Source organism: Marinospirillum insulare DSM 21763, assembly GCF_000686905.1.
GTDB lineage: Bacteria > Pseudomonadota > Gammaproteobacteria > Pseudomonadales > Halomonadaceae > Marinospirillum > Marinospirillum insulare.
The window spans coordinates 1-23,915 of sequence record NZ_JMLW01000008.1 but is presented as its reverse complement, the minus strand read 5'-3'; the positions used below and the strand labels follow the sequence as shown (position 1 = coordinate 23,915).

General features: G+C 43.7%; 29 protein-coding genes and 1 riboswitch. Of the genes, 17 read left to right on the top strand and 12 right to left on the bottom strand.

Annotated elements, in window-relative coordinates; all coding sequences use genetic code 11:
* Positions 1-39: 39 nt before the first annotated feature.
* From BP27_RS0104385 to BP27_RS0104360, 6 genes are read left to right on the top strand one after another with little or no spacing between them, the layout of a single operon-like run.
* Entirely contained in the window at positions 40-594 is a 555-nt protein-coding gene (locus tag BP27_RS0104385) for a YqgE/AlgH family protein (protein WP_027850516.1), read from the top strand.
* Positions 587-1,075, top strand: coding sequence for a Holliday junction resolvase RuvX (ruvX, locus tag BP27_RS15195; protein WP_051610294.1), 489 nt, complete (start codon positions 587-589; stop codon positions 1,073-1,075). Before BP27_RS0104385 ends, ruvX begins: the two co-directional genes overlap by 8 nt.
* Positions 1,076-1,099: 24 nt before the next feature.
* Complete coding sequence (gene pyrR / locus BP27_RS0104375) at positions 1,100-1,645, top strand: bifunctional pyr operon transcriptional regulator/uracil phosphoribosyltransferase PyrR (protein WP_036239373.1); 546 nt, start codon at positions 1,100-1,102, stop codon at positions 1,643-1,645.
* On the top strand, positions 1,642-2,646 hold the full coding sequence (locus BP27_RS0104370; RefSeq protein ID WP_036239372.1) for an aspartate carbamoyltransferase catalytic subunit: 1,005 nt from the start codon (positions 1,642-1,644) through the stop codon (positions 2,644-2,646). Before pyrR ends, BP27_RS0104370 begins: the two co-directional genes overlap by 4 nt.
* A complete protein-coding gene (locus tag BP27_RS0104365; RefSeq protein WP_027850513.1) occupies positions 2,643-3,920 on the top strand; it encodes a dihydroorotase in 1,278 nt (425 codons plus the stop codon). Before BP27_RS0104370 ends, BP27_RS0104365 begins: the two co-directional genes overlap by 4 nt.
* Before the next feature lie 27 nt (positions 3,921-3,947).
* Positions 3,948-4,616, top strand: a complete 669-nt coding sequence (locus BP27_RS0104360) for a fumarylacetoacetate hydrolase family protein (protein WP_051610292.1) — start codon at positions 3,948-3,950, stop codon at positions 4,614-4,616.
* On the opposite strand, the gene BP27_RS0104355 is transcribed toward BP27_RS0104360, so the two are convergent.
* Entirely contained in the window at positions 4,613-4,951 is a 339-nt protein-coding gene (locus BP27_RS0104355; protein ID WP_027850511.1) for a P-II family nitrogen regulator, read from the bottom strand. The two genes, BP27_RS0104360 and BP27_RS0104355, sit on opposite strands and share 4 nt — an antisense overlap.
* Before the next feature lie 155 nt (positions 4,952-5,106).
* On the opposite strand from BP27_RS0104355, the gene BP27_RS0104350 reads away from it, so the two are divergent.
* The 3 genes from BP27_RS0104350 to BP27_RS0104340 are packed head-to-tail and all read left to right on the top strand — an operon-like array spanning position 5,107 to position 8,091.
* The gene (locus tag BP27_RS0104350) at positions 5,107-5,349 is read left to right on the top strand and encodes an accessory factor UbiK family protein (protein ID WP_027850510.1); all 243 of its coding nucleotides are present in this window, start codon (positions 5,107-5,109) and stop codon (positions 5,347-5,349) included.
* 39 nt (positions 5,350-5,388) lie between these two features.
* A complete protein-coding gene (locus BP27_RS0104345; protein WP_027850509.1) occupies positions 5,389-6,888 on the top strand; it encodes a YifB family Mg chelatase-like AAA ATPase in 1,500 nt (499 codons plus the stop codon).
* Between the two features lie 15 nt (positions 6,889-6,903).
* Positions 6,904-8,091: a CBS domain-containing protein gene (locus BP27_RS0104340; RefSeq protein ID WP_027850508.1), complete on the top strand. Its 1,188-nt coding sequence runs from the start codon at positions 6,904-6,906 to the stop codon at positions 8,089-8,091.
* Here BP27_RS0104340 and metF read toward each other — a convergent pair whose 3' ends face one another.
* On the bottom strand, positions 8,092-8,919 hold the full coding sequence (gene metF / locus BP27_RS0104335) for a methylenetetrahydrofolate reductase [NAD(P)H] (protein WP_036239370.1): 828 nt from the start codon (positions 8,917-8,919) through the stop codon (positions 8,092-8,094). It abuts the gene before it with no gap.
* Positions 8,920-9,019: 100 nt separating this feature from the next.
* Entirely contained in the window at positions 9,020-9,952 is a 933-nt protein-coding gene (locus tag BP27_RS0104330; RefSeq protein WP_027850506.1) for a DMT family transporter, read from the bottom strand.
* A gap of 123 nt (positions 9,953-10,075) precedes the next feature.
* On the opposite strand from BP27_RS0104330, the gene BP27_RS0104325 reads away from it, so the two are divergent.
* Positions 10,076-10,624, top strand: coding sequence for a TRAP transporter small permease subunit (locus BP27_RS0104325; RefSeq protein WP_027850505.1), 549 nt, complete (start codon positions 10,076-10,078; stop codon positions 10,622-10,624).
* A 2-nt stretch (positions 10,625-10,626) separates the two neighbouring features.
* Positions 10,627-12,021: a TRAP transporter large permease gene (locus BP27_RS0104320; RefSeq protein ID WP_027850504.1), complete on the top strand. Its 1,395-nt coding sequence runs from the start codon at positions 10,627-10,629 to the stop codon at positions 12,019-12,021.
* 77 nt (positions 12,022-12,098) lie between these two features.
* Here BP27_RS0104320 and BP27_RS0104315 read toward each other — a convergent pair whose 3' ends face one another.
* Positions 12,099-13,217, bottom strand: a complete 1,119-nt coding sequence (locus BP27_RS0104315) for a TRAP transporter substrate-binding protein (RefSeq protein WP_036239369.1) — start codon at positions 13,215-13,217, stop codon at positions 12,099-12,101.
* Positions 13,218-13,302: 85 nt separating this feature from the next.
* Between BP27_RS0104315 and BP27_RS0104310 the strand changes: the two genes are divergently transcribed.
* Complete coding sequence (locus tag BP27_RS0104310; RefSeq protein ID WP_245597809.1) at positions 13,303-13,710, top strand: DUF2288 domain-containing protein; 408 nt, start codon at positions 13,303-13,305, stop codon at positions 13,708-13,710.
* A complete protein-coding gene (gene rluA / locus BP27_RS15190) occupies positions 13,710-14,390 on the top strand; it encodes a bifunctional tRNA pseudouridine(32) synthase/23S rRNA pseudouridine(746) synthase RluA (RefSeq protein ID WP_051610290.1) in 681 nt (226 codons plus the stop codon). Before BP27_RS0104310 ends, rluA begins: the two co-directional genes overlap by 1 nt.
* 149 nt (positions 14,391-14,539) lie before the next feature.
* On the opposite strand, the gene ahcY is transcribed toward rluA, so the two are convergent.
* The 7 genes from ahcY to pyrE form a co-directional block, all read right to left on the bottom strand.
* Positions 14,540-15,931: an adenosylhomocysteinase gene (ahcY, locus tag BP27_RS0104300; protein ID WP_027850501.1), complete on the bottom strand. Its 1,392-nt coding sequence runs from the start codon at positions 15,929-15,931 to the stop codon at positions 14,540-14,542.
* 57 nt (positions 15,932-15,988) lie between these two features.
* A riboswitch (S-adenosyl-L-homocysteine riboswitch) is annotated at positions 15,989-16,064 on the bottom strand.
* A 38-nt stretch (positions 16,065-16,102) separates the two neighbouring features.
* On the bottom strand, positions 16,103-16,840 hold the full coding sequence (gene trmB / locus BP27_RS0104295; protein WP_027850500.1) for a tRNA (guanosine(46)-N7)-methyltransferase TrmB: 738 nt from the start codon (positions 16,838-16,840) through the stop codon (positions 16,103-16,105).
* The gene (locus tag BP27_RS0104290) at positions 16,840-17,622 is read right to left on the bottom strand and encodes a thiazole synthase (RefSeq protein ID WP_051610288.1); all 783 of its coding nucleotides are present in this window, start codon (positions 17,620-17,622) and stop codon (positions 16,840-16,842) included. Before BP27_RS0104290 ends, trmB begins: the two co-directional genes overlap by 1 nt.
* A 43-nt stretch (positions 17,623-17,665) precedes the next feature.
* A complete protein-coding gene (gene thiS / locus BP27_RS0104285; RefSeq protein WP_027850498.1) occupies positions 17,666-17,866 on the bottom strand; it encodes a sulfur carrier protein ThiS in 201 nt (66 codons plus the stop codon).
* Positions 17,867-17,938: 72 nt separating this feature from the next.
* Positions 17,939-18,361 carry a PaaI family thioesterase gene (locus BP27_RS0104280; protein ID WP_027850497.1) on the bottom strand — a complete coding sequence of 141 codons (423 nt, stop codon included), beginning with the start codon at positions 18,359-18,361 and terminating at the stop codon, positions 17,939-17,941.
* A gap of 104 nt (positions 18,362-18,465) precedes the next feature.
* Positions 18,466-19,053 (bottom strand): YfaZ family outer membrane protein, encoded by a 588-nt coding sequence (locus BP27_RS0104275; RefSeq protein ID WP_027850496.1) that lies wholly within the window; start codon positions 19,051-19,053, stop codon positions 18,466-18,468.
* A gap of 32 nt (positions 19,054-19,085) precedes the next feature.
* A complete protein-coding gene (gene pyrE / locus BP27_RS0104270) occupies positions 19,086-19,730 on the bottom strand; it encodes an orotate phosphoribosyltransferase (RefSeq protein WP_027850495.1) in 645 nt (214 codons plus the stop codon).
* 179 nt (positions 19,731-19,909) lie between these two features.
* Between pyrE and BP27_RS0104265 the strand changes: the two genes are divergently transcribed.
* Positions 19,910-20,665, top strand: a complete 756-nt coding sequence (locus BP27_RS0104265) for an exodeoxyribonuclease III (protein WP_027850494.1) — start codon at positions 19,910-19,912, stop codon at positions 20,663-20,665.
* 57 nt (positions 20,666-20,722) lie between these two features.
* On the opposite strand, the gene rph is transcribed toward BP27_RS0104265, so the two are convergent.
* Positions 20,723-21,442: a ribonuclease PH gene (gene rph / locus BP27_RS0104260; RefSeq protein WP_027850493.1), complete on the bottom strand. Its 720-nt coding sequence runs from the start codon at positions 21,440-21,442 to the stop codon at positions 20,723-20,725.
* Positions 21,443-21,505: 63 nt separating this feature from the next.
* On the opposite strand from rph, the gene BP27_RS0104255 reads away from it, so the two are divergent.
* From BP27_RS0104255 to BP27_RS15185, 3 genes are all read left to right on the top strand, one after another.
* Positions 21,506-22,366, top strand: coding sequence for a YicC/YloC family endoribonuclease (locus tag BP27_RS0104255; protein WP_027850492.1), 861 nt, complete (start codon positions 21,506-21,508; stop codon positions 22,364-22,366).
* Between the two features lie 24 nt (positions 22,367-22,390).
* Positions 22,391-23,593 carry an MFS transporter gene (locus BP27_RS0104250; protein WP_036239368.1) on the top strand — a complete coding sequence of 401 codons (1,203 nt, stop codon included), beginning with the start codon at positions 22,391-22,393 and terminating at the stop codon, positions 23,591-23,593.
* Positions 23,594-23,657: 64 nt separating this feature from the next.
* On the top strand, positions 23,658-23,915 hold a 258-nt coding region (locus BP27_RS15185; protein ID WP_036239367.1), incomplete at its 3' end, for an IS5/IS1182 family transposase.

Below are 23,915 nucleotides of genomic sequence, written 5' to 3'. Positions count from 1 at the left end.
GACAGAATCAACGAGTCGATGCTCAACAAAGAGAAAATTGTGAATACACTTAGGGATCATTTCCTTTTAGCTATGCCGCAACTTAAAGACCCACACTTTGGTGGAAGCTTAACCTACCTCTGTGAACAAAATGACCAGGGTGCTTTAGGTTTAATTATTAACAAGCCACTACCACTGACCTTTGCAGAATTAATGGAGCAGATGGATATAGAAGTCACTTCAACTACCCATTTAACGCAGCAGGTGTATCGAGGTGGCCCCGTTCATGTTGACCGAGGCTTTGTGTTACACACTGGCTCATCAGACTGGAAAGCAAGCTTACCCATTAGCGACCAACTCAACCTTACAACCTCCTTAGATATTCTCGAAGCCCTAGCTAAAGGCGAAGGGCCAGAGCACTTTCTTATAGCACTAGGCTGTGCAGGTTGGGAAGCAGGACAACTAGAGCAAGAATTACTTGATAATGCTTGGTTAACCTGTCCAGCCACTGAGCATTTATTGTTTGAAACTCCAGCAGAAGACCGCCTAACAGCAGCTGCAACCAGCTTAGGTATTAACTTAGACTTAATGACTGGGCAAGCAGGGCATGCCTAATATAGCTAAGCCACGTTTAATCATGGCCTTTGACTTTGGAAGCAAGCGCCACGGTGCAGCCTTAGGCAATGAGTTAACCCGCACTGTTAACCCGTTAACAGAAATACCCGCCAAAGAAGGTATTCCTGCTTGGCAAATTTTAGATGCACTTATTAAAGAGTGGCAACCAGATGCCTTTGTTGTAGGGCTACCTTTAGACGAAGCTTTACAAGAAACCCCTTTAAGTCAGCGTGCAAGAAAATTTGCTAAGCGCTTGTTTGGGCGGTATGGAAAAGCTTGTTACGGTATGAATGAGCGAGGCTCTACCCGTGTAGCTAAAGAAATTGTTAAGCGTCAGGGTGGGCATAAGGGTAATTTTCGAGAAGACCCTGTTGACCGTTTAGCTGCAGCCGTTATTTTAGAGGAATGGCTAGAGCTAGACCCTCAAGGAAATAGTGACTACCTAAAACAAATAGCCGGACCAGACTTTATTAAACCGTAGTTTTGTATAAGGGTGATGAGCAATATGGGTTATCAGAAAAAAGCAGAATTTTTACCAGAAGTAGCACCCCTGCTAGATAGCCTTGCAGTTAAGTTAACTAACTACCTTAATGAGCAGGGCATTACTCAGCCACTTCTTATAGGCATACATACTGGCGGAGTATGGGTTGCAGAAGCCTTGCGTCAGAAAATGCAAGTAAGCTGGCCACTGGGTACGCTAGACATAGCTTTTTATCGAGATGATTTTTCTAAAACTGGTTTAAACCCCAGCGTTAAACCTTCCAACCTTCCTTTCACTACCGAAAACCAACACCTGGTTTTAATTGATGATGTGCTTATGTCGGGTCGAACCATTCGAGCAGCTATGAATGAAATATTTGATTACGGGCGACCAGCATCCATTACCCTAGTGACTCTGCTTTCTTTATCTGGCCGTGAGCTACCTATTCAAGCTGATTGTTATGGATTGCAGTTAGATTTACCCGCCACCAAACGAATTAAACTATCAGGCCCAGACCCACTAGAGTTTAACCTAGTTATTCGCCCTGCTGACCTAGAGGAACCTGTATGAGTAGCGCCTTAAATAATCCAGCTCATCCACGCAATGTGCAGCTAACATCTGATGGGCGCTTAAAACATTTTCTTAGCATTAATGGTTTATCTAAAGCCTTGTTAACTGAAATTCTTGATACTGCGGAATCCTTTGCCAATATGGGTGAGCAGGCGGTTAAAAAAGTGCCTTTGTTGCGTGGTAAAACTATCGTCAATTTGTTTTTTGAAAACTCAACTCGTACCCGCGCTACTTTTGAATTAGCAGCTAAACGCCTTTCAGCTGATGTGTTAAACCTAGATATAAAAACCTCATCAACAGCCAAGGGTGAAAGCCTAATGGATACCCTGCAAAACATTGAAGCTATGTATGCTGATATGTTTGTTGTGCGTCATGCAGATTCAGGTGCTGCTCACTTTATAGCCAGTCAAATCACTCCTAAAGTAGCCATAATAAATGCAGGTGATGGTCGTCATGCTCACCCGACTCAAGCCATGTTAGATATGTTCACTATTAGAAAACATAAGGGTGAGTTTGAGGGACTAAAAGTAGCCATAGTGGGAGATATTTTGCATTCTCGCGTCGCTCGTTCACAAATTATTGCACTTAATACGCTAGGTGCTGCAGAAGTAAGGCTAGTTGCACCAAAAACACTACTACCCATAGGTATTGAAGAGATGGGTGCAAAAATTTATACGCGTATGGAAGAAGGCATTAAAGATGTGGATGTGGTAATAATGCTGCGTTTACAAAAAGAACGAATGGCTGGCGCTTTATTGCCTTCAGAAGCGGAGTTCTATCGTCTCTATGGGTTAACGACAGAAAAGCTTAATTATGCACACCCTGAGGCAATAGTTATGCACCCAGGGCCTATCAATCGCGGTGTAGAAATAGAGTCTGCCGTCGCAGATGGACCTAAGTCGGTTATTTTACAGCAGGTAGGTTATGGGATTGCTACACGCATGGCAGTAATGAGTATGGCAATGAGTGGGCAGATGCAGGAAAAGGCGCAGATACAATGAACATATCTATTCTAGGTGGTCGAGTTGTCGACCCTGCTCAAGTGCTAGACCAAATAATTGATCTGCATATTCAAGATGGAAAGATTCTAGCTTTAGGTGATTGCCCTGCAGGTTTTCAAGCGGAACAAACCCTTAATGCCGAAGGGTTAATTGTTTGCCCAGGCTTTATTGACCTAGGTAGCCACCTAAGGGAACCCGGCCCTAGCTACAAAGGTAATATTGCCAGTGAAACCCAAGCAGCTTTAGCGGGGGGCTTTACCCAAGTGTGTGCCCGCCCAGATACTCAGCCCCCACTTGATTCGCCTGCAGTGGTAAGAGTTGTTAGAGAAAGAGCCGAGCTAGCAGGCAAGGCCAAAGTCTTGCCCCTAGGTGCGCTAACGCAAGGATTAGAAGGGCAGCTACTAAGCAATATGTCAGGGCTACAAGCTGCTGGCTGTGTTGCACTCACTAATTTACGTCGCCCAGTGCAAGATAATTTAATTTTACGCCGCTGTTTAGAATATGCTGCCACCTTTGATTTGTTGGTTATCTTTTATCCAGAAGATAATGCGCTGAAAGGTTCAGGGTTTGCACACGAGGGCTCCTTGTCTTCACAGTTAGGCTTAGACGGTATTCCAGAAACAGCAGAAACCCTGGCGGTTGCTCAAACACTGTTATTGGTTGAACAAACAGGAATAAGGGCACACTTTGCTCACCTTTCAACGGCTAGAGCAGTAACACAAATAGCTGAAGCTAAAGCCAAAGGCTTACCTGTAACTGCAGACGTAGCTTTAAGCCATCTGCTATTTACAGAAGCAAGTTTAGAGTCGTTTGATAGCAACTTTCATTTAGAACCACCTTTAAGAAGTGAGGCAGACCGCCTAGGACTTTTACAAGGTTTAAAAGATGGCACTATTTCTGCTGTATCTAGTGGTCACCTGCCTCATGAAGCAGCAGCCAAAAAAGCACCCTTCGCTGCCTCAGAGCCGGGCATGAGTTGTTTGGAAGTGGTTCTACCGCAAATGCTTGCTTTGGTTGAAAGTGGCTGGTTAAACCTAGGCGATTTAGTTAAGCGTTTAGCTTTAGCGCCTGCCAAGCTTTTAGGTATCGAATCAGGTGCGCTTTGGCCAGGCTATAGTGCAGATATAACCTTGATAGACCCAGAAGCTAGTTGGCTACTCAACGAACAAACAGGGTTTTCAGCAGGTCAAAACACACCCTTTTGGAATCAGCCACTTAAAGGGCGAGTCGTTACTAGTTTAGTGGATGGCGAAATTCGTTTTAACTTAAAATAAAATCAACTTTCATAAGTGGAAAATGATATGAGTAGCAATAGCTTCAACTTGCACCTGCTTGGAACGAATAAAACCCTACCTCTAGGTAAGATAGTTTGTGTTGGGCGCAATTATGCAGAGCATGCAGCAGAGCTTAATAATCCAATTCCTGAGCAGCCTCTACTATTCATTAAGCCCGCCACTAGTGCCGTTGCTATACAAGAAACCCTACACCTGCCTGAAGGCTTGGGTGATGTGCACTATGAAACAGAAATAGCGCTTTTAATGGGTAGTCCTCTTACCAAAGCCCAACCTGCAGAAGCTTTAGACGCAGTAGTGGGTGTGGGTCTAGCCTTAGACTTAACCCTTAGAGACTTGCAAACCGAGTTGAAAAAGCTAGGCCACCCTTGGGAAAGAGCTAAAGCCTGGGATGGTGCTTGCCCCTTGTCGAGTTTTGTACCCGCTACAGAAGTAAAGGATTGGCAAGAATTAGAGTTAAGCTTGGCAATTAATGGCACAGAAAAACAACGAGGTAAGGCAAAACAAATGCTAACCCCTATTGCTGAGTTGTTAAGCCATATTAGCCAAACCTTCACCTTAATGCCTGGTGATGTCGTTATTACTGGCACACCCGCAGGTGTGGGTAAGTTAGCAGCAGGAGATCGTTTAGAGCTGCAGCTAACAAACCTTCTACAGGTAAAAACTCAAGTAGCTTAAACCGCGTCTTTCCCCTTTTCACCAGTGCGAATACGAATAACCTGGTCTAAAGGGGAAACAAATATTTTTCCATCGCCTATCTTGCCAGTGTTAGCGACGTTGATAATTGAGTCGATCACCTGCTCTGCCATGCCATCATCAACTGCAATTTCTAGTTTAATTTTAGGTAGAAAATCGACTACATACTCAGCGCCACGGTAGAGCTCGGTGTGCCCTTTTTGGCGACCAAAACCTTTAACTTCAGTCACAGTAATACCCTGAACACCTATTTCAGATAAAGCCTCGCGCACGTCATCGAGTTTAAAAGGTTTAATAATTGCAGTAATCAGTTTCATGGTTGTCTCCTAAGTGGCTTAACAAGCTAGGTCAATGGTAAAGCCTCTAGAGAAAAATAACCAAAAGAGATGCATTATTTTCTTGGTAAAGGTTTGACCTAATGCATAGAGGCATTAAAAACTGCTATGTTAAGCTGCTCAGTCAGGAGATAAAAATGCTTAACCCCGAATATTTACAAAAAATATCAGATGAAGTGTCAGCAAAACTAGGTGGAATAAAACAACCCCTAGCGTCTAGCCAAGCTTTGAAAAGCCTAGTTAAAGAAGCCGTAGCAAAACTAGACTTGGTTAGTCGAGAAGATTATGAGCGTTTATTGCAAATTCATCAGCGTACTAGGCAAAGAGTTGATGAGCTAAATTCGCGTGTTGCAGACCTAGAGGCTAAGCTTAAAAACTAACAACTAGAAGAAGCAAAAAGATCGACAAGGAGGTTAGCTATGTCATTGGCTATGGTTGCAAGCCGAGCACTGGTCGGACTCGATGCGCCTGAAGTTAGAGTCGAGGTTCATCTGGCTAATGGCTTGCCCGCTTTTAATCTTGTAGGTATGCCAGAAACAGCCGTCAGAGAGAGTCGTGACCGAGTTCGTAGTGCCTTACTTACGGCTGGTTTTGAATTTCCTGCACGTCGTATCACCGTTAACCTTTCACCCGCCGATCTACCCAAAGAGGGTGGGCGTTATGATCTACCTATCGCCCTAGGTATTCTAGTTGCTTCCAAGCAATTACCTCAAAGTAGCTTAACGGGCCGAGAATTTATGGGTGAGCTAGCCCTTAATGGAGAGCTACGCCCAGTAAAAGGTGTGCTACCTACGGCCTTAGCTGCTTGCAAAGCAAACCATTGGTTAGTGCTTCCTGCAGAAAACCTTGCTGAAGCCAGTCTAGTTTCCAGTTTAAAGCTAGGTGCTGCCAACCACCTGCTAGAAGTAGCGGCAGCTTTGCGTGGACAAGCTCCTTTTTTTGAGCCAGAAATAACTACTCCCCAAGTAGGTGAACTTAAGTACCCAGACTTATTAGAAGTAAAGGGGCAGCTTGCTGCCAAACGTGCCTTAATGCTAGCTGCAGCAGGACAGCACAACCTGCTTTTTTGTGGCCCACCAGGCAGCGGTAAAACTTTACTAGCTCGCTGTTTACCCGGTTTGTTACCTGAGCCAACTGAAGAAGAAGCCTTAGAGGTTGCCGCTATTCAATCCATAGTCAATGGTTTTGATGTAAGTGGCTGGCGACAGCGCCCCTTTCGTTCACCGCACCATACATCTTCTGCCGTTGCTTTGGTTGGAGGAGGTAGCAATCCTTTACCAGGCGAAATTTCTTTAGCTCACCGAGGTATTTTGTTTTTAGATGAATTGCCTGAATTTGGGCGTCAGGTTTTAGAAGTGTTAAGAGAACCCTTAGAAGCTGGGGTGATTCACCTTGCTAGATCGAAACGAAAAACTTCTTATCCTGCAGAGTTTTTGTTAATAGCCGCCATGAATCCCTGCCCCTGTGGTCATCTAGGTGACCCACAAAAAAGCTGTATTTGTGCGCCAGGTTTAATAAATCGTTATCAATCCCGCCTTTCAGGACCTTTATTAGATAGAATAGACCTGCACCTTGAAGTGCCTAGGCTACCAGCAGATTGTTTATGGCAGCCAGCTGAAGGCGATAGCTCGGCAATTGTACGGGCTAGGGTTGTTGAAGCAAGGCAGCGCCAAATGCAGCGAGTAGGCAAACCCAACTCACAGCTTTCTCCAGCAGAATTAGAAGCCTTTGCACCCTTAGGAAAAGAGCAACAGCTGTTATTAACTCGTGCAATGAATAAGATACACCTGTCAGCCAGAGCTGCACACCGTATAATCAAAGTGGCCTTAACCTTGGCAGACTTGGACGCCAAGCCAAGAATAACCTCTAAGCATTTGTTAGAGGCGCTAAGTTACCGAAAGCTTCCTTGGTCAGACTAAATTAAGGATTTAATCATGCAGTTTCCAACCTTGGAGTCACTTGCAACACGTCAGGTTATTAGTCTTGATGAGCAGGCCAGTTTGGCAGAAGCTTTAGAGCTAATGAACACCCATGCTATTCGTAGTTTATTAGTGAGTTGCGGCAAGAGTTATCGACTATTACAGTCTAAAGATTTAATGGCTTTTCATTTGCAGGGCATCAACTTTAATGTGCCTCTTACTCAAGTTATGCTGCCTAGAGTTTTATGCCTACCACCTGATTCAGACTTACAAGAAGCCATTAAGCTTATTAGCTTGCATCAAGCAGAGCAGGTTTGCTTAGTCGATGCTAACGACCAAATTTGCGGCATAGTAACTTACACTGACCTAGTGCAAAACCTAGACCCAGACACCCTAGCTGAAAGCCAGCGTTTAGGTGATTTGTTGCGTGGCATGCTGTTGTTGCAAGTTAATAAAGAAATGCCTGTGAGCCTTGTGCTTAGCTTAATGCAGCAACAAGGTGTTAACACAGCCTTAGTGAGTGAAGACCGCAAACCCCTTGGGATTTTAACCTTGTCCGATGTGATGCGTTTGCTTGCCAAAGGCCAAGAGTTGTCTTGTCGAGTAGATCAAGTCATGTCTAGCCCAGTGGATACTCTGCCAGAACACTTTTCAGTAAGGCAGGCAGTGAACGCTATGCGTGAAAAAAGCTACAAGCGGCTAGTCGTGGTTAATGAAGATGAGCGGGTCGTGGGTTTAATTAGTCAGCAAGACCTAGTTAGTCTTTACTACAGTCAGTGGTTTACATTAATTAAAAAGCAGCAGCAGGAGTTATTAGAAAAAAACCAGAGCTTAGAGCAAAAAAGTTTAGTCTGTACACAGCTACTAGAGGAGCTAGATTATCCAGTATTATTGCTCACTGCTAATGGCCAGTTAAACCAACATAACCAAGCAACCGAGAGGATTTTTGCAAAAGAAAAACTCCAGCCAGGTACCACTTTGCTCGAGCTAATGCAGGGAAACCCATCCTTAGCTAATACCCAAGATTTTTTTAGTCAAATAGAAACAGGCCAAGCTGCTAAAGCAGAGGTTATGTTTAAGTCAGCCAAAGGCTATTACCAGGCCTATCAGCTGACTTGTCGCCCCTTAACAAGAATTGGTGAGGGCTTAATGTTGCTTAGTTTTAAGCCAAGGCAAGCAATAGAAGCACTAGCTTTAAAGTAGTTACTTTAAGTTATTGATTACCGCTAAAGAGGCTTTAGCTTGGTTAAGCGTATAGAAGTGCAAGCTAGGTGCGCCACCCTCAATTAGCTGCTGGCATAAGTTAGATATAACTTCTTCACCAAACTGAATTATGCTGGCTGAGTCATCACCATAAGACTCTAGCTGTTTTCTAATCCAACGTGGTAGTTCTGCTCCACAGGCATCAGAAAAGCGTGCGAGCTTAGTGTAGTTGGTAATCGGCATGATGCCTGGGATAATTGGTATTTCGATACCAGCAGCCCTAACTCTATCCACAAAATAAAAATAGGCATCAGCATTAAAAAAGTACTGAGTAATAGCGCTGTCAGCACCAGCTTGGCACTTACGTACAAAGTTTTGAATATCTATATCTAGGTTAGGCGCTTGTGGGTGAGCTTCTGGGTAGGCAGCAACTTCAATAATAAAGTCTTGATCAAACTCTTGACGAATAAACTCTACTAACTCATTGGCATAGCGCAGCTCACCACCCATACCCATACCTGAAGGTAAGTCACCTCTTAGGGCAACTAAGCGTTTAATCCCCTTTTCTTTATAGCCTTGTAACTGGTTACACAACTCTTCTCTGCTCGCACCTATGCAAGATAAGTGGGGGGCAGTATCTACACCGTTTTCACGCAAGGCCAAAACGGTTTGCAAGGTGCCATCTTGAGTAGAGCCCCCTGCACCATAGGTAACGGAAAAAAACTCAGGCTGAGTTGTCGCTAATTCGTCTCTTGCTAGCAAGAGCTTTTCTTGACCAGCAGGCGTTTTAGGTGGAAAAAATTCAAAGCTAACGGGTATAGAAGCCATAAAAGATCTCAATAATGTTAATGTTTTTCATCTTAGTGCCAGTTTAGATGAATACAGTGATGAATGGTTGAAACTTGTTAGTGAACAAAGTGAGGCAGCTTCACCTTGCCCTTGGCTGATTGTTTTTTAGGAAGCTTGCTAAAATAATGCCACTAAAAATGAACAACATGCCAGCCCAGTGAAAGCCTTCTAACTTTTCTGCTAAAAAAACACTGGCTAAAATTAAACCCCAAACGGGAATTAAATGAATAAAATACCCAGCACGGCTAGCGGTCAGTATTTCTACACCCCGATTCCAGAAAAGAAAAGCACCGATAGAAGCAAAAACGCCAACATAGCCAATACTTAACAAGCTGGTTAGGTTAATAGAAAAACTACGCTCTTGAACAAAAAGCTCATAAAGGTAAAAAGGTGTTAGCAGTAGCCAGCCAAGAATAACGGTTAAAGTAAAAAAGGCTAAGCCACTTATGCCCGCAGGACGTGTACGCAGCATAACGGAATAAATTGCCCAGCTAACAACTGCAGCAAGCACCCATAGGTTACCCTTGCCACCAGCAATCTGATTAAAAATTTGGGTTAGCTCGCCTTTGCTAACTAAAATACTAATACCTACTAAGGAAACCAGCAGCCCAAGAATTTGTTTATAGTTGATTGGATCACCAAAAAACCACCAAGAAAGAGCTAAAATAAATAGTGGGCAGGCAGACAAGAGTAAAATACCGTTACTAGCAGGCAGGGTTTGTAAACCCATATAAACCAAGGTGTTGAACCCTGTTATTCCAAACAGCGCCATAAGAGCTAACTTAAACCAGTTTTTTGCTATGACTTGCTTAGCTTGCCATAACTGCTGCCAAGCAAAGGGTAAAATAATGACTAGGGCCAGCAGCCAGCGCCACCAAGATAAAGCTAGAGGAGGAATTTCAGCATGAACAGCACGAGCAACAACAAAATTGCCGCCCCAAAATAAAGTAGTTAAAACTAATAAAAGGTAAGCTAACCACTCGGTTTTTTTAAGGCTTGCAGGGTTAAGCATAGGTAACTCATTCGATTAAAGCAGAAAATTGAACACAAGTTGAACAAGGTGTTTTTGTGTTTTGGCTTAGAATATCATGTATTCTTGCTGATCTAATTTAACTTTATAAACGAGGACTGCAAAGTGCAGGCGATAGCACTGATCATTCGATTAATCAGTCGATTTAATATTCTTCTAGGGCAGCTTTTTTCCTGGTTCTCTTTAGGCATAGTGTTAGTCTGCTTTGCGGTAGTTGTGCTGCGCTATGCCTTTTCCATAAGTGAAGTATGGATGCAAGACCTTTACGTTTGGCTAAATGCCATGATGTTTATGGGTTTAGCAGGCTATGCTTTATTTAATAACTCTCATGTTAGGGTCGATATTTTTTACCGCCCAGCTAGTTTGCGTCATAAAGCTTGGGTAGATATGTTCGGCAGCCTATTTTTTATTACTCCTTTTGTCAGCATTCTTGTTTATTGGAGCACACCTTACGTTATGCGCTCTTGGAAGTGGTTAGAAGGCTCGTCTAACTATGGGGGTATGCCGGGGCTTTATATTATCAAAAGCTTTATTCTTGTTTTTGCTTTTGTGGTAGCTCTACAGGGTTTGGCAATGTTTTTAAGGGGTGTTTTGGTGCTAGTGAATAAACAAGACTTATTGCCCAAAGAGTATCGTTATCGGGAGAATCACTAATTATGGACCCGATATTGATTGGTGAAGTGCTTTCTGTCGTCATGTTTTTTGGCATTATCTGTGTGTTAATGCTGGGTTACCCAGTCGCCTTTTCTCTAGCAGGGGTATCGCTATTCTTTGCTGGTTTAGGTTGGCTATTAGGTGCTTTTGATCCTTCAAACTTCAGCAGTCTTGCATCGCGTTATATAGGTGTAATGCTTAATGAGGTGCTGGTAGCTGTGCCCTTATTTATTTTTATGGGCATGATGTTGGAAAGGTCTGGTATTGCAGAAAAACTGCTTATTACCATGGGGCGCATGTTTGGTACCCTGCGCGGTGGGTTAGGTTTATCGGTTATTTTGGTAGGTGCCTTGTTAGCTGCATCAACTGGTATTATTGGCGCAACCGTTGTAACTATGGGGCTACTATCTCTGCCTGCCATGCTCCGTGCAGGCTATGATCCGCGCTTAGCAACGGGTGTTATCTGTGCCTCAGGAACCTTAGGGCAAATTATACCGCCTTCTACCGTACTTATTTTTATGGGCGATATGCTGTCGGGTATTAATGCTCAAGTACAAATGGAAAAAGGTAATTTTGCGCCTTCAGCTGTTTCAGTGGGCGACTTGTTTGCCGGTGCCTTTATGCCAGGCTTGATGCTAGTTAGCTTTTATATGTTATGGATGATTTACAAAGCCATTAGAGACCCAAAAAGCTGTCCAGCCTTAGAGGTAACTCCAGAAGAAAGGGCAAGCCTAAGGAAGGATGTGTTGACCAGCCTTTTGCCACCTTTAGTGCTAATTATGGCTGTTTTAGGTTCTATTTTAGGTGGTATTGCAACCCCTACAGAGTCTGCTGCTGTCGGTGCTGTCGGTGCTATGGTACTAGCCGCAGTAAAACGTAAGCTTACTTTAACTAATTTGCGTGGTTGCATGGCCGCGACTGCAAACACTACCACCATGGTGTTTGTGATTCTTTTAGGTGCTTCCGTTTTTTCTTTGGTTTTTCGTATGCTGGGTGGCGATGAGCTAGTAGCAAGCTTTCTTAGTAATTTACCCGGTGGTACCCTTGGCGCAATCTTGTTTGTAATGCTGCTTATGTTCCTGCTAGGTTTTATACTCGACACCTTCGAAATTATTTTTATAGTGCTGCCTATTACTGCACCCATTCTGTTGATGATGGATGTTGACCCTGTTTGGTTAGGGGTTATGGTGGCTATTAACCTGCAAACTAGCTTCCTAACGCCGCCCTTTGGCTTTGCACTTTTCTATCTTAGAGGTGTAGCACCTTCTTCTGTTTCAACTCGAATGATTTATGAGGGTGTATTACCTTTTGTAGGTATTCAGCTAGTGGCTTTAGCGACTCTAATTATCTTCCCAGAAATAGTAACCTGGTTACCGAATAAGCTTTACGGTAATTAGTTACTTAATAAAACTGCATAAAAAAAGCTCGCTAGTTTCAAGCGAGCTTTTTTGTTTAGAGGCTAGAAGGCTCTAAATTACTTGTAAATAAAGTGTTTCTCACGTGCCATACCAAAGCGTTGGTCGACCTGTTCAGTACGTGTGCGTAAGATAGTTAAGCTCTTAATAAAGCTTTCAGCTGTTTCACGAGTTAATGCATCTTTGTGCTCGCGTAACGAAGTCATAATACCCATGGCTGCCTTAGCCCCTGCTTCTAGAATATCGTCAGGGAAAGCACGGATATTAACACCATGCTTGTCAACTAGCTGCTTAAGCGCGATGGGGTCATTAGCATAAAAGTCAGAAGCAACCTGGTCGTACTCAGCCTGACAAGCCACTTCAACAATTTGCTGTAAGTCTTTGGGTAGTTTGGCAAACTCAGACTTATTCACTACCAGTTCAGTAGCAAGGCCTGGTTCAGTAAAGCTAGGCATATAGTATTCTTTACATACCTGATGGAAGCCTAAAGCTAAGTCATTATAGGGGCCAACAAACTCGGCGGCATCAAGCGCACCCGTTTGCAGTGCTTGGAAAATTTCACCAGCTGGTAAATTAACAACACTTGCACCTATTTCTTGCCAAACTTTGCCCGACAAACCTGGGGTGCGGAACTTCAAGCCTTGCACGTCTTCAATGCTATTAATTTTTTTGCGGAACCAGCCACCCGCTTGGGTACCAGTATCACCCGACATAAAACCTTTCACACCAAACTGGTCATAAACCTTATCCCAAATTTCTTGGCCGCCCATGTAACGTATCCATGCCGTTAACTCGCGAGAGGTCATACCGTAGGGGACACCTGTGAAGAAAGAGTTAGCTTCACTTTTGTTCTGCCAATAGTAGGCAGCACTGTGGCACATTTCAGCAGAGCCTTCGATAACCGCATCAAAAGACTGGAGTGCAGGTACTAGCTCGTTAGCAGAATAAACACGAATGTTTAAACGACCATTCGACATGCTATTAATGCGATCAGCTAAACGCTGCGCGCCAACACCTAAACCGGGGAAGTTGCGAGGCCAGGTAGTTACCATGCGCCAGTTATATTTTTTCTGTGCTATTGAAGGTGCAGCAACACCTGCTGCTGCAACAGCACTGGCACCAATAGCAGCAGATTTAATGAAACCACGCTTGCTTTGGTCGATTGACTTATCTTTCATTATAATGAAGCTCCAACAAGTTTATAAAAGTAGATTTTATTATTTTAAGCTGCAGATTTAGCGTCCCGTTAAGTAATCTACTAGAATGCCATCTCTACTGAACAGCTTCTTTAATATTACACGCAAAAACATCAAGGTAGAAAATAATATGCAAAACGAACATCCAGATGCGCGTAAGCCAGATTTACTACGCAGCAAGCTAACCTTAGAGACAGCTTTAATTAGTTGGCGTGAATTAGAAGTACATCACGCTCGGGGTAGTGTTGTGCAGGTCAGTGCAGACTTAGATTTAACCGAAGTAGGTTATCAGCTAACTGAAGACAACCGTGCTCAGTTTCAACAGTGGTTAGACTCAGGAGAAGTAGGCACAGTCGCTGACGAAGATGCTCATGCTTGGCACCAGGAAAATACCGAGCTTTGGGCTTTGGTCGTTGCGCCTTGGGTGTTAGTGCAATATCGTCCTAAAAAGCCTGCCGATGCGCGCTTACAGTAATGCAATTAACCGAGAACCAAGCACCACCAGCATTAGACTACTGCCCACCAACAGAGCCTTGGCTAACTATTCTTTACCAAGATGATTACCTGCTAGTGGTTAATAAGCCGGAAGGTTTGTTATCCACACCCGGTCGTGGTGAAGGTTTGTATGACAGTGTTGAGTCTAGGGCTAAGAGAATATCACCCTATGCAGAGCTTGCTCATCGGCTAGATATGGCAACCTCGGGTGTTCTGGTGGTAGCCCTGCGTAAAGATGCTGAACGCGCCATAAGAATGCAGTTTCAAAACCGTGAAACCAAAAAAGTATATATCGCACAAGTTTGGGGTTGTCCGGCAGAAACAGAAGGAGAGGTTGATCTACCGTTAATTTGTGACTGGCCGAATAGACCCAAACAAAAGGTATGTTTTGAACGAGGCAAACCCTCATTAACTCATTACCGTGTTTTAGAAACCGATGGTAAAACTAGCCGATTAGAGCTTCATCCGATAACAGGGCGTTCGCATCAACTAAGAGTGCATTTACAAGCTTTAGGTCATCCCATCCTAGGTGATAGATTTTATTCACAAGGTGAAGCCTTAGCTGCCAGCAGTCGATTATTGCTACATGCCCAAGAGCTAGAAATAAGGCATCCCATAACAGAAGAACGCATGGTATTTACTGCGCCCTGTCCTTTTTAGTTGGCAAAAAAAGCCCAGTTATTGTTCGTCAAGACGCTGTAAATACTTCCTTGTAAGCTCAGCTGCTGCTCCCTGCAGCAGATGCTTGACTCACTAATAACTGGGCTTTTGCTACTAGTTAAAAGTCTAGGGCTTAATAACGCTAGAACTTAATAACGATAAGTCTCTGGCTTAAATGGGCCAGCTTGTGGCACACCTAGGTAGTCAGCCTGGTCGCTAGTTAGCTTGGTAATGACACCACCAAAGCCTTGTACCATATACTGAGCCACTTCTTCATCGAGCTGCTTAGGCAAGACTTCAACCGTAATTTTGTTCGCCTTCTGGTCTGCCGCTAGGTTAGCAAAGTCTTCTTCAAATAAATGAATTTGCGCCAGTACTTGGTTAGCAAAAGAACCGTCCATAATACGGCTAGGGTGGCCAGTCGCATTACCAAGGTTAACCAAACGACCTTCAGAAAGCAGAATTAGGTAGTCATCGCTAGCATCGTCAAACTGACCCGGCTTACCATCACGGAAGATTTTATGAACTTGTGGTTTAATTTCCTGCCAAGCCCAGTTTTTGCGCGTGTAAGCTGTATCTATTTCATTGTCGAAGTGACCAATGTTACACACTACAGCACCCTTTTTAAGGGCTTTCATCATAGGTGCATCACACACATTCACGTTGCCCGTGGTGGTAACTAATAGGTCGATTTTACCAAGCAGCTGTTTATCAACACCTTCATCCTTACCAGTGTTAACGCCATTTAAGTAAGGGGAAACGACTTCAAAACCATCCATACAAGCCTGCATCGCACAGATAGGATCAATTTCAGTTATCTTAACAATCATGCCTTCTTGTCTTAAAGACAGCGCTGAACCTTTACCCACGTCACCGTAACCAATCACTAAAGCTTGTTTGCCAGACAACAGGTGGTCAGTAGCACGTTTAATGGCATCGTTTAAGCTGTGGCGGCAGCCGTATTTGTTGTCGTTTTTAGACTTGGTAACTGCATCGTTTACGTTGATAGCAGGAATCTTCAAGGTGCCTTTTTGCATCATTTCAATTAAACGATGCACACCTGTGGTGGTTTCTTCAGAAACACCGTGAATAGCTTCAATAAGCTTAGGGTAATCATCATGTAAAATAGCGGTTAAATCACCACCATCGTCTAGCACCATGTTGGGTTCCCAGCCATCTTTGCCTTCTATGGTTTGTTTAATGCACCAAAGGTACTCTTCTTCGGTTTCACCTTTCCAAGCAAATACAGGAATGCCCGCTGCTGCAATGGCTGCTGCCGCGTGATCTTGGGTAGAGAAAATATTACAAGAAGACCAGCGAACTTCAGCGCCTAAGTCGATTAGGGTTTCGATAAGCACGCCAGTTTGAATGGTCATGTGAATACAACCAGCAATACGCGCACCTTTAAGGGGTTGTTGGTCACGGTATTTAGCACGAATGGTCATAAGTGCAGGCATTTCGCTTTCAGCGATACGCAATTCTTTACGACCCCAGTCCGCTAGGTTGATATCAGCTACTTTATAATCAGTAAATTCAGACATAAAACACTCCGTTTAGCAGAATTGATAACTAATAAACAATGATTAGCTATCGCATCGGTTTAACGGGCGCCGTTAATCTTTAATTCCTGATCTGAGCCTGACAGAAAATGCTGCTGCAGCGCCCCTCAGTACAGGGAAACCTATTATAACCTAGCCCTTCAAGCCTTGCAGCTAGCTAGTGCGTTCATAAATCAAATCCCAAACACCATGCCCTAACTTCTCGCCACGCAACTCGAACTTGGTTAAGGGGCGTGAAGCTGGGCGGGGTACAAAATTCTCACCTTCGGCTGCGGTGTTCTGGTAGCCAGGCGCGGCACTCATTACGTCTCGCATGTGTTCGGAGTAAGCTTCCCAATCGGTAGCTAAATGGAAGCGGCCACCTATTTTTAGCTTTTTGCGAATAGTCTCAACAAAAGGTGGCTGAACTATACGGCGTTTATGGTGCTTCTTTTTATGCCAAGGATCAGGAAAAAATAGCTGGAATAAATCAATCGAATTATCGGGAAAGCATTGGTTAAGCACTTCTACGGCATCAGCGTGGTAAACCCTAAGGTTATTTACACCCAAGTCACCTGCTTCACCCATTAGCTTACCTACACCCGGCAAATGAACTTCAATGCCTACAAAATTATGGTCGGGCATGGCTTGTACCTGCTCTAATAAAGAGCCACCCATACCAAAACCTACTTCCACAACTAAAGGTGCTTCACGCCCAAAAATTTCAGAAGCATCAAAAGCGCCATCTTCAATTTTAAGTCCCAATTTAGGTAAAAACTCAGAGATACCTCTTTGCTGCAAACCTGTCATGCGACCTTGGCGTAATACAAAGCTACGAATACGTTTGTCGTGAATCGCATCATCAGCACGATCATGCTTGTTTACTAGGTTGGAAGGGTCTAAATTGCTCATTATTTGATTAGTCCTTCCAGTGGTGAACTAGCACTGGCGTAGGCTTTTTTAACCATGCGTCCTGCTAAGTAAGCTTCGCGGCCAGCTTGAATGGCTTTTTTCATCGCCCTTGCCATAAGCACTGGGTTATTAGCATGGGCAATGGCTGTGTTCATTAGCACACCCGTACAGCCCATTTCCATTGCAAAGGCAGCATCAGAAGCAGTACCTACGCCAGCATCAACCAAAACAGGCACTTTGGCTTCTTCCATAATTAAACGAATATTGTGCGGGTTAAGAATACCTAAACCAGAACCAATTAAGGAGCCTAAGGGCATAATCGCCACACAGCCCATATCTTCTAACTCTTTAGCTGCTATGGGGTCATCGTTGCAGTAGACCATTACCTCAAAACCCTCAGCCATTAACTGCTCAGTCGCAATCAGGGTTTCACGCATATTGGGGTAAAGGGTTTTTTGATCACCCAAGACTTCTAATTTAACCAGGTTATGACCGTCTAATAGTTCACGCGCCAACATACAGGTGCGAACCGAGTCTTTGGCGTTATAACAGCCTGCTGTATTAGGTAGCAGCGTATAGCGGTCTGGAGAAATAACGTCTAATAAATTAGGCTCATCTTGGTTCTGCCCAATATTAGTGCGGCGCACTGCAAAGGTAACTATCTCCGCGCCTGTTGTTTCTATAGCGCTGGCGGTTTCCTGTAGATCTTTGTATTTCCCTGTACCAACGAGTAGACGAGATGAAAATTCGCGCTGACCAATTTTAAATGTGTCTGAGTTCATCAAGGTATCTCTTAAAATAGTATGAGTGGGTAGGACTTAAAACTTAACCACCACCTATAGCATGCACAATTTCTACTTGGTCATTTGCTTGTAGAAAAGTTTCGGCATGACGGCTTTTAGGAATGATGGCTTCATTAATTTCAACAGCTAACCGCTTACCCGTTAAGTCTAACTGCTCTAGCAGATCGACAATACTAGCTGACTCGGCAAGCGCATAGGCTTGCCCATTCAAACGTATTTGCATGTCCACCTCCATTATAAAGGTGGATATTCTAACGGATTTTAGCCTTAGGAGGGGAATGCTAGGGTGCTAATGTTATTTTAGCGGTGGTACTGAGTAGGTAGCAACAACATGGGCGACTAGGTCTGTTTCCCCTTCGCTATAGAGCTCTACTTCACCTATAACCAAGCGCTTCCCCTGCTTTAATAGGCTAGCTTTAGCCATAATAGCGCGGTCAGCACGAGGCTTGTTTAAAAAATGAATAGTGAAATCAGTTGTAACAGCTAAGGCGACAGGGCCAATTTTAGAAAGAATCGCTACATAAAGGGCTACATCGGCTAAGGCCATTAAAGTGGGGCCTGAAACAGTGCCACCAGGGCGAAGGTGAGTTTCATTGATTGGTTGGCGCAATAAGCTGTAATTGGCCTCTACTTCACTTACCTCACCAACGTATTGAGGAAACTCAGTTTGTAAAAAACTCACCATAGCCTGGCGATTCATTTTTAATGAACTAGTCATTAGCGATCTCTTATATTTTTGTCATTGGAGTTAAAAACTTCTGCAACAATTACAGCAGCTTCTAAGTAGCTTGCCAAAAATAAGAGTGACCGAAGGGTTTTCGCTTAAAAGTTCAAGCGGAAGCCAACATGCGGACCTTTTTCTAGTGGGTCATTAAATTTCACGCCAGACTTTTCATGTTTAAGCTTTAAATAACGGTAGCCAACAAAAACATCAGTATTTTGAATAACGCGGAAAGCAACACGGCCACCCAGCTCATAAATTTGTTCGGTATTACCAAAGCTAGTGACTTGAGGTGCAAACCAACCATAACCACCTGCGGATAAGCGTTGTGCGCCAGGAATTGTATGGTAAAACATACCACCCACTGCAACAGCAGCACCATTTAAACTGCTGTAGTCATAAAAGTATAAGCGCCCACCAACAGCTGCACGGTAAGTTTTGTTGTTGGTTTCTACGCCTTGGAAGCCAAGCGTGCCAACAATGGCAGAGTGGTTATCGTCTTCTTCAGTATAAAGGAGGCTGCCATTAACATAGAGATTGGATGTGCTGGCTAATTTAGTATCAAATTCTACCTGTGCAGTATCGTTACTGAGGTTTGCTTCAATCGATTTAGCTGCAAAAGCACTAGAGGCAGTAATACCAAGAAATAAAACACTAATAACGCTAGAGACAATTTTTTTAGCAAACATAATGCATTTTTCCTTTAATATAAGTACAAAAATTAAACACCGTAAGCTTGATGGTAGGCTTTAATTGCATCAACATGCTGAGTTAACTCTGGCTGATTAGAAGCAAACTCCAATACATCAGCTAGGGCAATAATGTTAATGACAGGAATCCCTAAATCTTGTTCAACTTCTTGAATAGCAGATCTATCACCCTGACCACGTTCTTGACGATTTAAAGCAATAACCACACCTGCAACCACACCACCTGCTTCTTCTATTAAAGGTAAAACTTCACGAATAGCAGTACCCGCAGTTATTACATCATCAATGATTAAAACGCGCTTGCCTTGCATGCTTGCACCGACCAATTGACCACCTTCTCCGTGTGCTTTTACCTCTTTTCGATTAAAAGCAAAGGGCGTAGGTTTCTTGTGGTGTTCAGCTAACATAGCAGCGGTTGCAGAACCTAAAGGTATGCCTTTATAAGCAGGACCAAATAAAACATCAAACTCTATTTCAGACCGAATAATGGTTTCAGCGTAGCTTTTACCTAGTTGAACCAAAGCCTCTCCTGAGTTAAACAACCCAGCATTAAAAAAATAAGGGCTGGTTCGGCCAGACTTTAAAGTAAACTCACCAAAACGTAGCACTTCTTGGCTTAGCGCAAAGTTAATAAAGTCTTTTTGGTAATCGAGCATGTAGAGATCCAATAACTTGTTTCATAAATTGTATTCAAAGCATTGTGCATTAAGTAATAGGTTGCGACAAAGTGCCTCATATCGGCGACTAGGGTTAAGAGTAATTCCCTAAAGGCCTGTTGGCAGGTATCATACACTTTATCCAAATTAGTCACACGCTGGAATGGGAACAACTACGCATGAAAGTTATCAGCCTTAATGTTGGCGGAATTAAGCAAGCCGTTGAAAAAGGGTTTCTAGACTGGTTGAAAGATCAGGATGCTGATGTTGTATGCGTTCAAGATGTGCGTACAAAAAGCTGGAAGCTAGGTGATGCTATTGAGCGTCCAGAGGGTTGGGAAGGGTACTTTTTTGATGCCGAACAAGACGACTTCTCTGGCACAGGTATTTACTGTCGTAAAACACCTAAAGCGGTTATGACAGGCCTAGGCTTTGAACTAGCCGACCGAGAAGGACGCTTTATGCAGGCTGACTTTGAAAAAGTTAGTGTTGCAAGCTTCTTAATGCCATCAGGCGCTAACCCTGCAGAGAAAAAGCTATTTTTAGAACAGTTTTTAGAGTTTCTAACTAAGCTTCGCCGTAAGCGCCGCGAGTTTATTATTTGTGGTACTTGGAATATAGCGCATAAGACAATAGATCTAGCTAACTGGCAAGATAACCAGCTAAGCATAGGTTTTCGTCCTGAAGAACGGGCTTGGATGGATCAAGTATTTGGTCCGCTTAGCTTTATTGATGCCTTTAGAGAAGTTAATCGAGATACCGACCAGTTTACCTTTTGGCCTAACCCTAAGTTAGAGCGTCAAAGGCAAGAAGGCTGGCGCTTAGATTATCAGGTTGTAGGGCCTAATCTACGCAAAAACATTAAAGATGCTTGGATAGACAGAAGTGTTAACTTCTCAGACCATGCACCTATTATTGTAGAGTACGATCTTTAGCAACTTAACTAGGCTGCACTGGGGTTTTATTAATCAATAAAACCCCAGGCATTCGCTTTAAAGTGCTTGTAAAGCTTGCTGCTGAATCACCAACAACTCACGGCAACCTTTTTCAGCCAGCTCTAACATGGCATCCATTTCATCACGGCTAAAAGCCACGCCTTCAGCAGTACCTTGCACCTCAATAAATTTACCCTCCTGCGTCATCACCACATTCATGTCGGTTTCGCAGTTAGAGTCTTCTGGGTAATCCAAATCTAATACCGCTTCACCCTTATACATACCCACAGATACCGAAGCGACAAACTGCTTAAACGGATCCGTTTTAATGCTCTTGTTTAGCTGCAAGCTGCGTAAAGCATCAACCAAAGCCACACAAGCACCCGTAATAGAAGCAGTACGCGTACCACCATCGGCTTGAATAACATCGCAATCTAGCGTGATAGTAAACTCACCCAGTTTTTTAAGGTCTATTGCAGCGCGTAAAGAACGGCCAATTAAACGCTGAATTTCTAAAGTACGACCACCCTGCTTACCACTGGTTGCTTCACGTCTATTACGTGTGTGGGTAGATCTTGGTAACATGCCATATTCTGCTGTAATCCAGCCTTGGCCTTTACCTTGTAACCAGCGAGGCACACCCTTTTCAACACTAGCGGTGCAAATGACCTGAGTATTACCGAAACACACCAGCACCGAACCTTCGGCATGACTGGTAAAATGACGGATAATTTTGACTTCACGTGCTTGATCGACAGCTCTACCACTTGGACGCATTAATATTTTCCTGAAGCTAGTGAATAAAATAGTTGGCCAGTATACCACCCAGAAGGATATTTCATGACCGCCAGTATGACTGCTTTTGCCCGCCGAGAAACTCACCAGCCTTGGGGCAGCCTAAGCTGGGAGATTCGCTCAGTTAATCAACGCTACCTAGAGCCTAGTTTTCGTTTACCAGAAACCCTAAGAGACTTAGAGCCACTCGTCCGTAATGAACTACGCCAAGCACTATCACGCGGTAAGCTTGATTTAACGCTTAGGTTTTACCCAGCAGAAGATAATGCCCAGCTAGAAGTAAATGCAGCCTTGCTAGACCAGCTGATAACCGCAGCAGACCAAATTTACAATCGCACCCCTGCAGCTTCACTAGACCCACTGCGGTTATTGCAGTGGCCAGGTGTTATGCAAAGCAAAAAAACCGATGAAGGTGAAGTAAAAAAAGTGGCTATGGAACTCTTTCATGAGGCTTTAGCAGATTTAAAAGCCCACCGCCAACGTGAAGGGGTAGAGCTAGCCAAGTTAATAGAAGATCGCCTAGAACAAATTAACCAACACCTAATAACAGCACAGAATTACCTGCCTGCTGCACTAGAAGCTTGGCGAAGCAATCTATTAGAAAAAGCGCAAAAGCTACAAGTAGAAGTAGACCCAGCCAGATTAGAACAAGAAATAGTGATTTTGGCGCAAAAACAAGATGTGATGGAAGAACTAGATAGGCTAACCACCCATATAAAAGAAGTGTACCGTGCTCTAAAAAGTAACCAACCCATAGGCCGCCGGCTAGATTTTTTAATGCAAGAAATGAACCGCGAAGCCAATACCCTAGGCTCTAAAGCTATGAGCATGGAAATGACCCAAGTGTCCGTAGACTTAAAAGTGCTGGTGGAACAAATGCGTGAGCAAATTCAAAATATAGAGTAGCTAAATTAGCTTTAGGAGAAGGTGGTGCAGTCTTCCAATCGAGGGTTGTTGGCTCAAGTATCAGCGGCTCACCTAGTCAGCCACTTTTACATGCTGGTTATTCCAGCTTTACTACCTGTATTGCCAGATATGATGCAGGTTAACTTTATGCAGCTAGGCTTTGCCTTGGCTGTGTTTGGCGTGGTGTCTGCACTGGTGCAAGCACCCATCGGTTTTTTGGTAGACAAGTGGGGCGCTAAATCGCTGCTTAAGGGCGCTTTGTTTTTAGGTGGGTTAAGTTATTTATTGCTGGCGCTGATGCCAAGCTATCCAGTTTTAATTTTAGCGATGGCCTTGTCGGGTTTAGCTAATGGTGTGTATCACCCAGCCGACTATGCCTTGCTTTCTAAAGGTATGCCTAGCAACCGTATGGGGCGAGCTTTTTCTATTCATACCTTTTCAGGTTATTTAGGTGCTGCTTTAGCACCCCCCATTGTTATAGCTATTTCTTTTATTTTAGATGTGCGCTGGGCTTTTGCCTTTGCTGCTTTGCTAGGGTTTATTGTCTGGGCATTTTTGCACTTCCGCTCGTTTAAAATTTCAGCAGCTAATATTGCGGTAGAAAAAGAAGGTAAGCCAGCAGCAGAAACTCGCCCCTTGCGCTTACCCGTCTTTACCCTTGCCATATTAACCCTGCTATTTATGTTGCTAAGCTTAAGTACGGGCTCGATAGAAAAGTTTTCTGTTACCGCCTTGGTAGAAGGCTTCAACACCCCCCTAGCTTTAGCTAACCAAGCTTTAACTGGGTTTTTATTTGCTAGCGCCTTTGGAGTGCTTTTTGGTGGTTATTTAGCTGATAAAACAACTCAACATGGTTTTTTAGCAGCCCTAACCTTTGGCTTGGCTGCTGTGTTGGTGTTGTTGGTTATTTACCTGCCTTTAACTGGCATTATTTTAATAGGAACGTTAACGCTAATCGGCTTCTTAACTGGAATTGTTGCGCCTTCAAGAGATATGTTGGTTAGAGCTGCTGCCCCAGAAGGTTCAGAAGGAAAAGTGTTTGGTATTGTTTCCACCGGCTTTAATTTTGGTGCCATTGCAGGGCCTTTACTCTTTGGATGGTTGGTTGATCAACAGTTAGCCACGGGTGTTTTCTGGGCAAGCTTTAGCTTTATGGTTGCCACCAGCTTATTAGTGCTAGCGCAGGAAATAAAACCCGCAAGAAAACGAGTATTAGGGAAACACTGAACAAACCCTAAGTCAGCCAGCATTTGGTAAACTAGCCTAAAACCTTAAGTTCTGAGTCTAAACTATGCAAATCTCTTTCTCCGAAGCTGAGTTTACTAGCAAAAAGAAACAAACCCGCCGTGATCGCCTGTTAGCAGATCTGGAAAGTCTAGTCCCTTGGTCTGCTCTAGAAGCGGTTATTGAACCCTTTTATCCTAAGACAGATGGTAAACAAGGGCGCCCTGCCATGGGACTTTCACGTATGTTGCGTATGTACTTACTGCAACAGGTGATGGGATTTTCTGACGAAGGTGTAGAGGATGCAATCTATGATAGTGCAGCG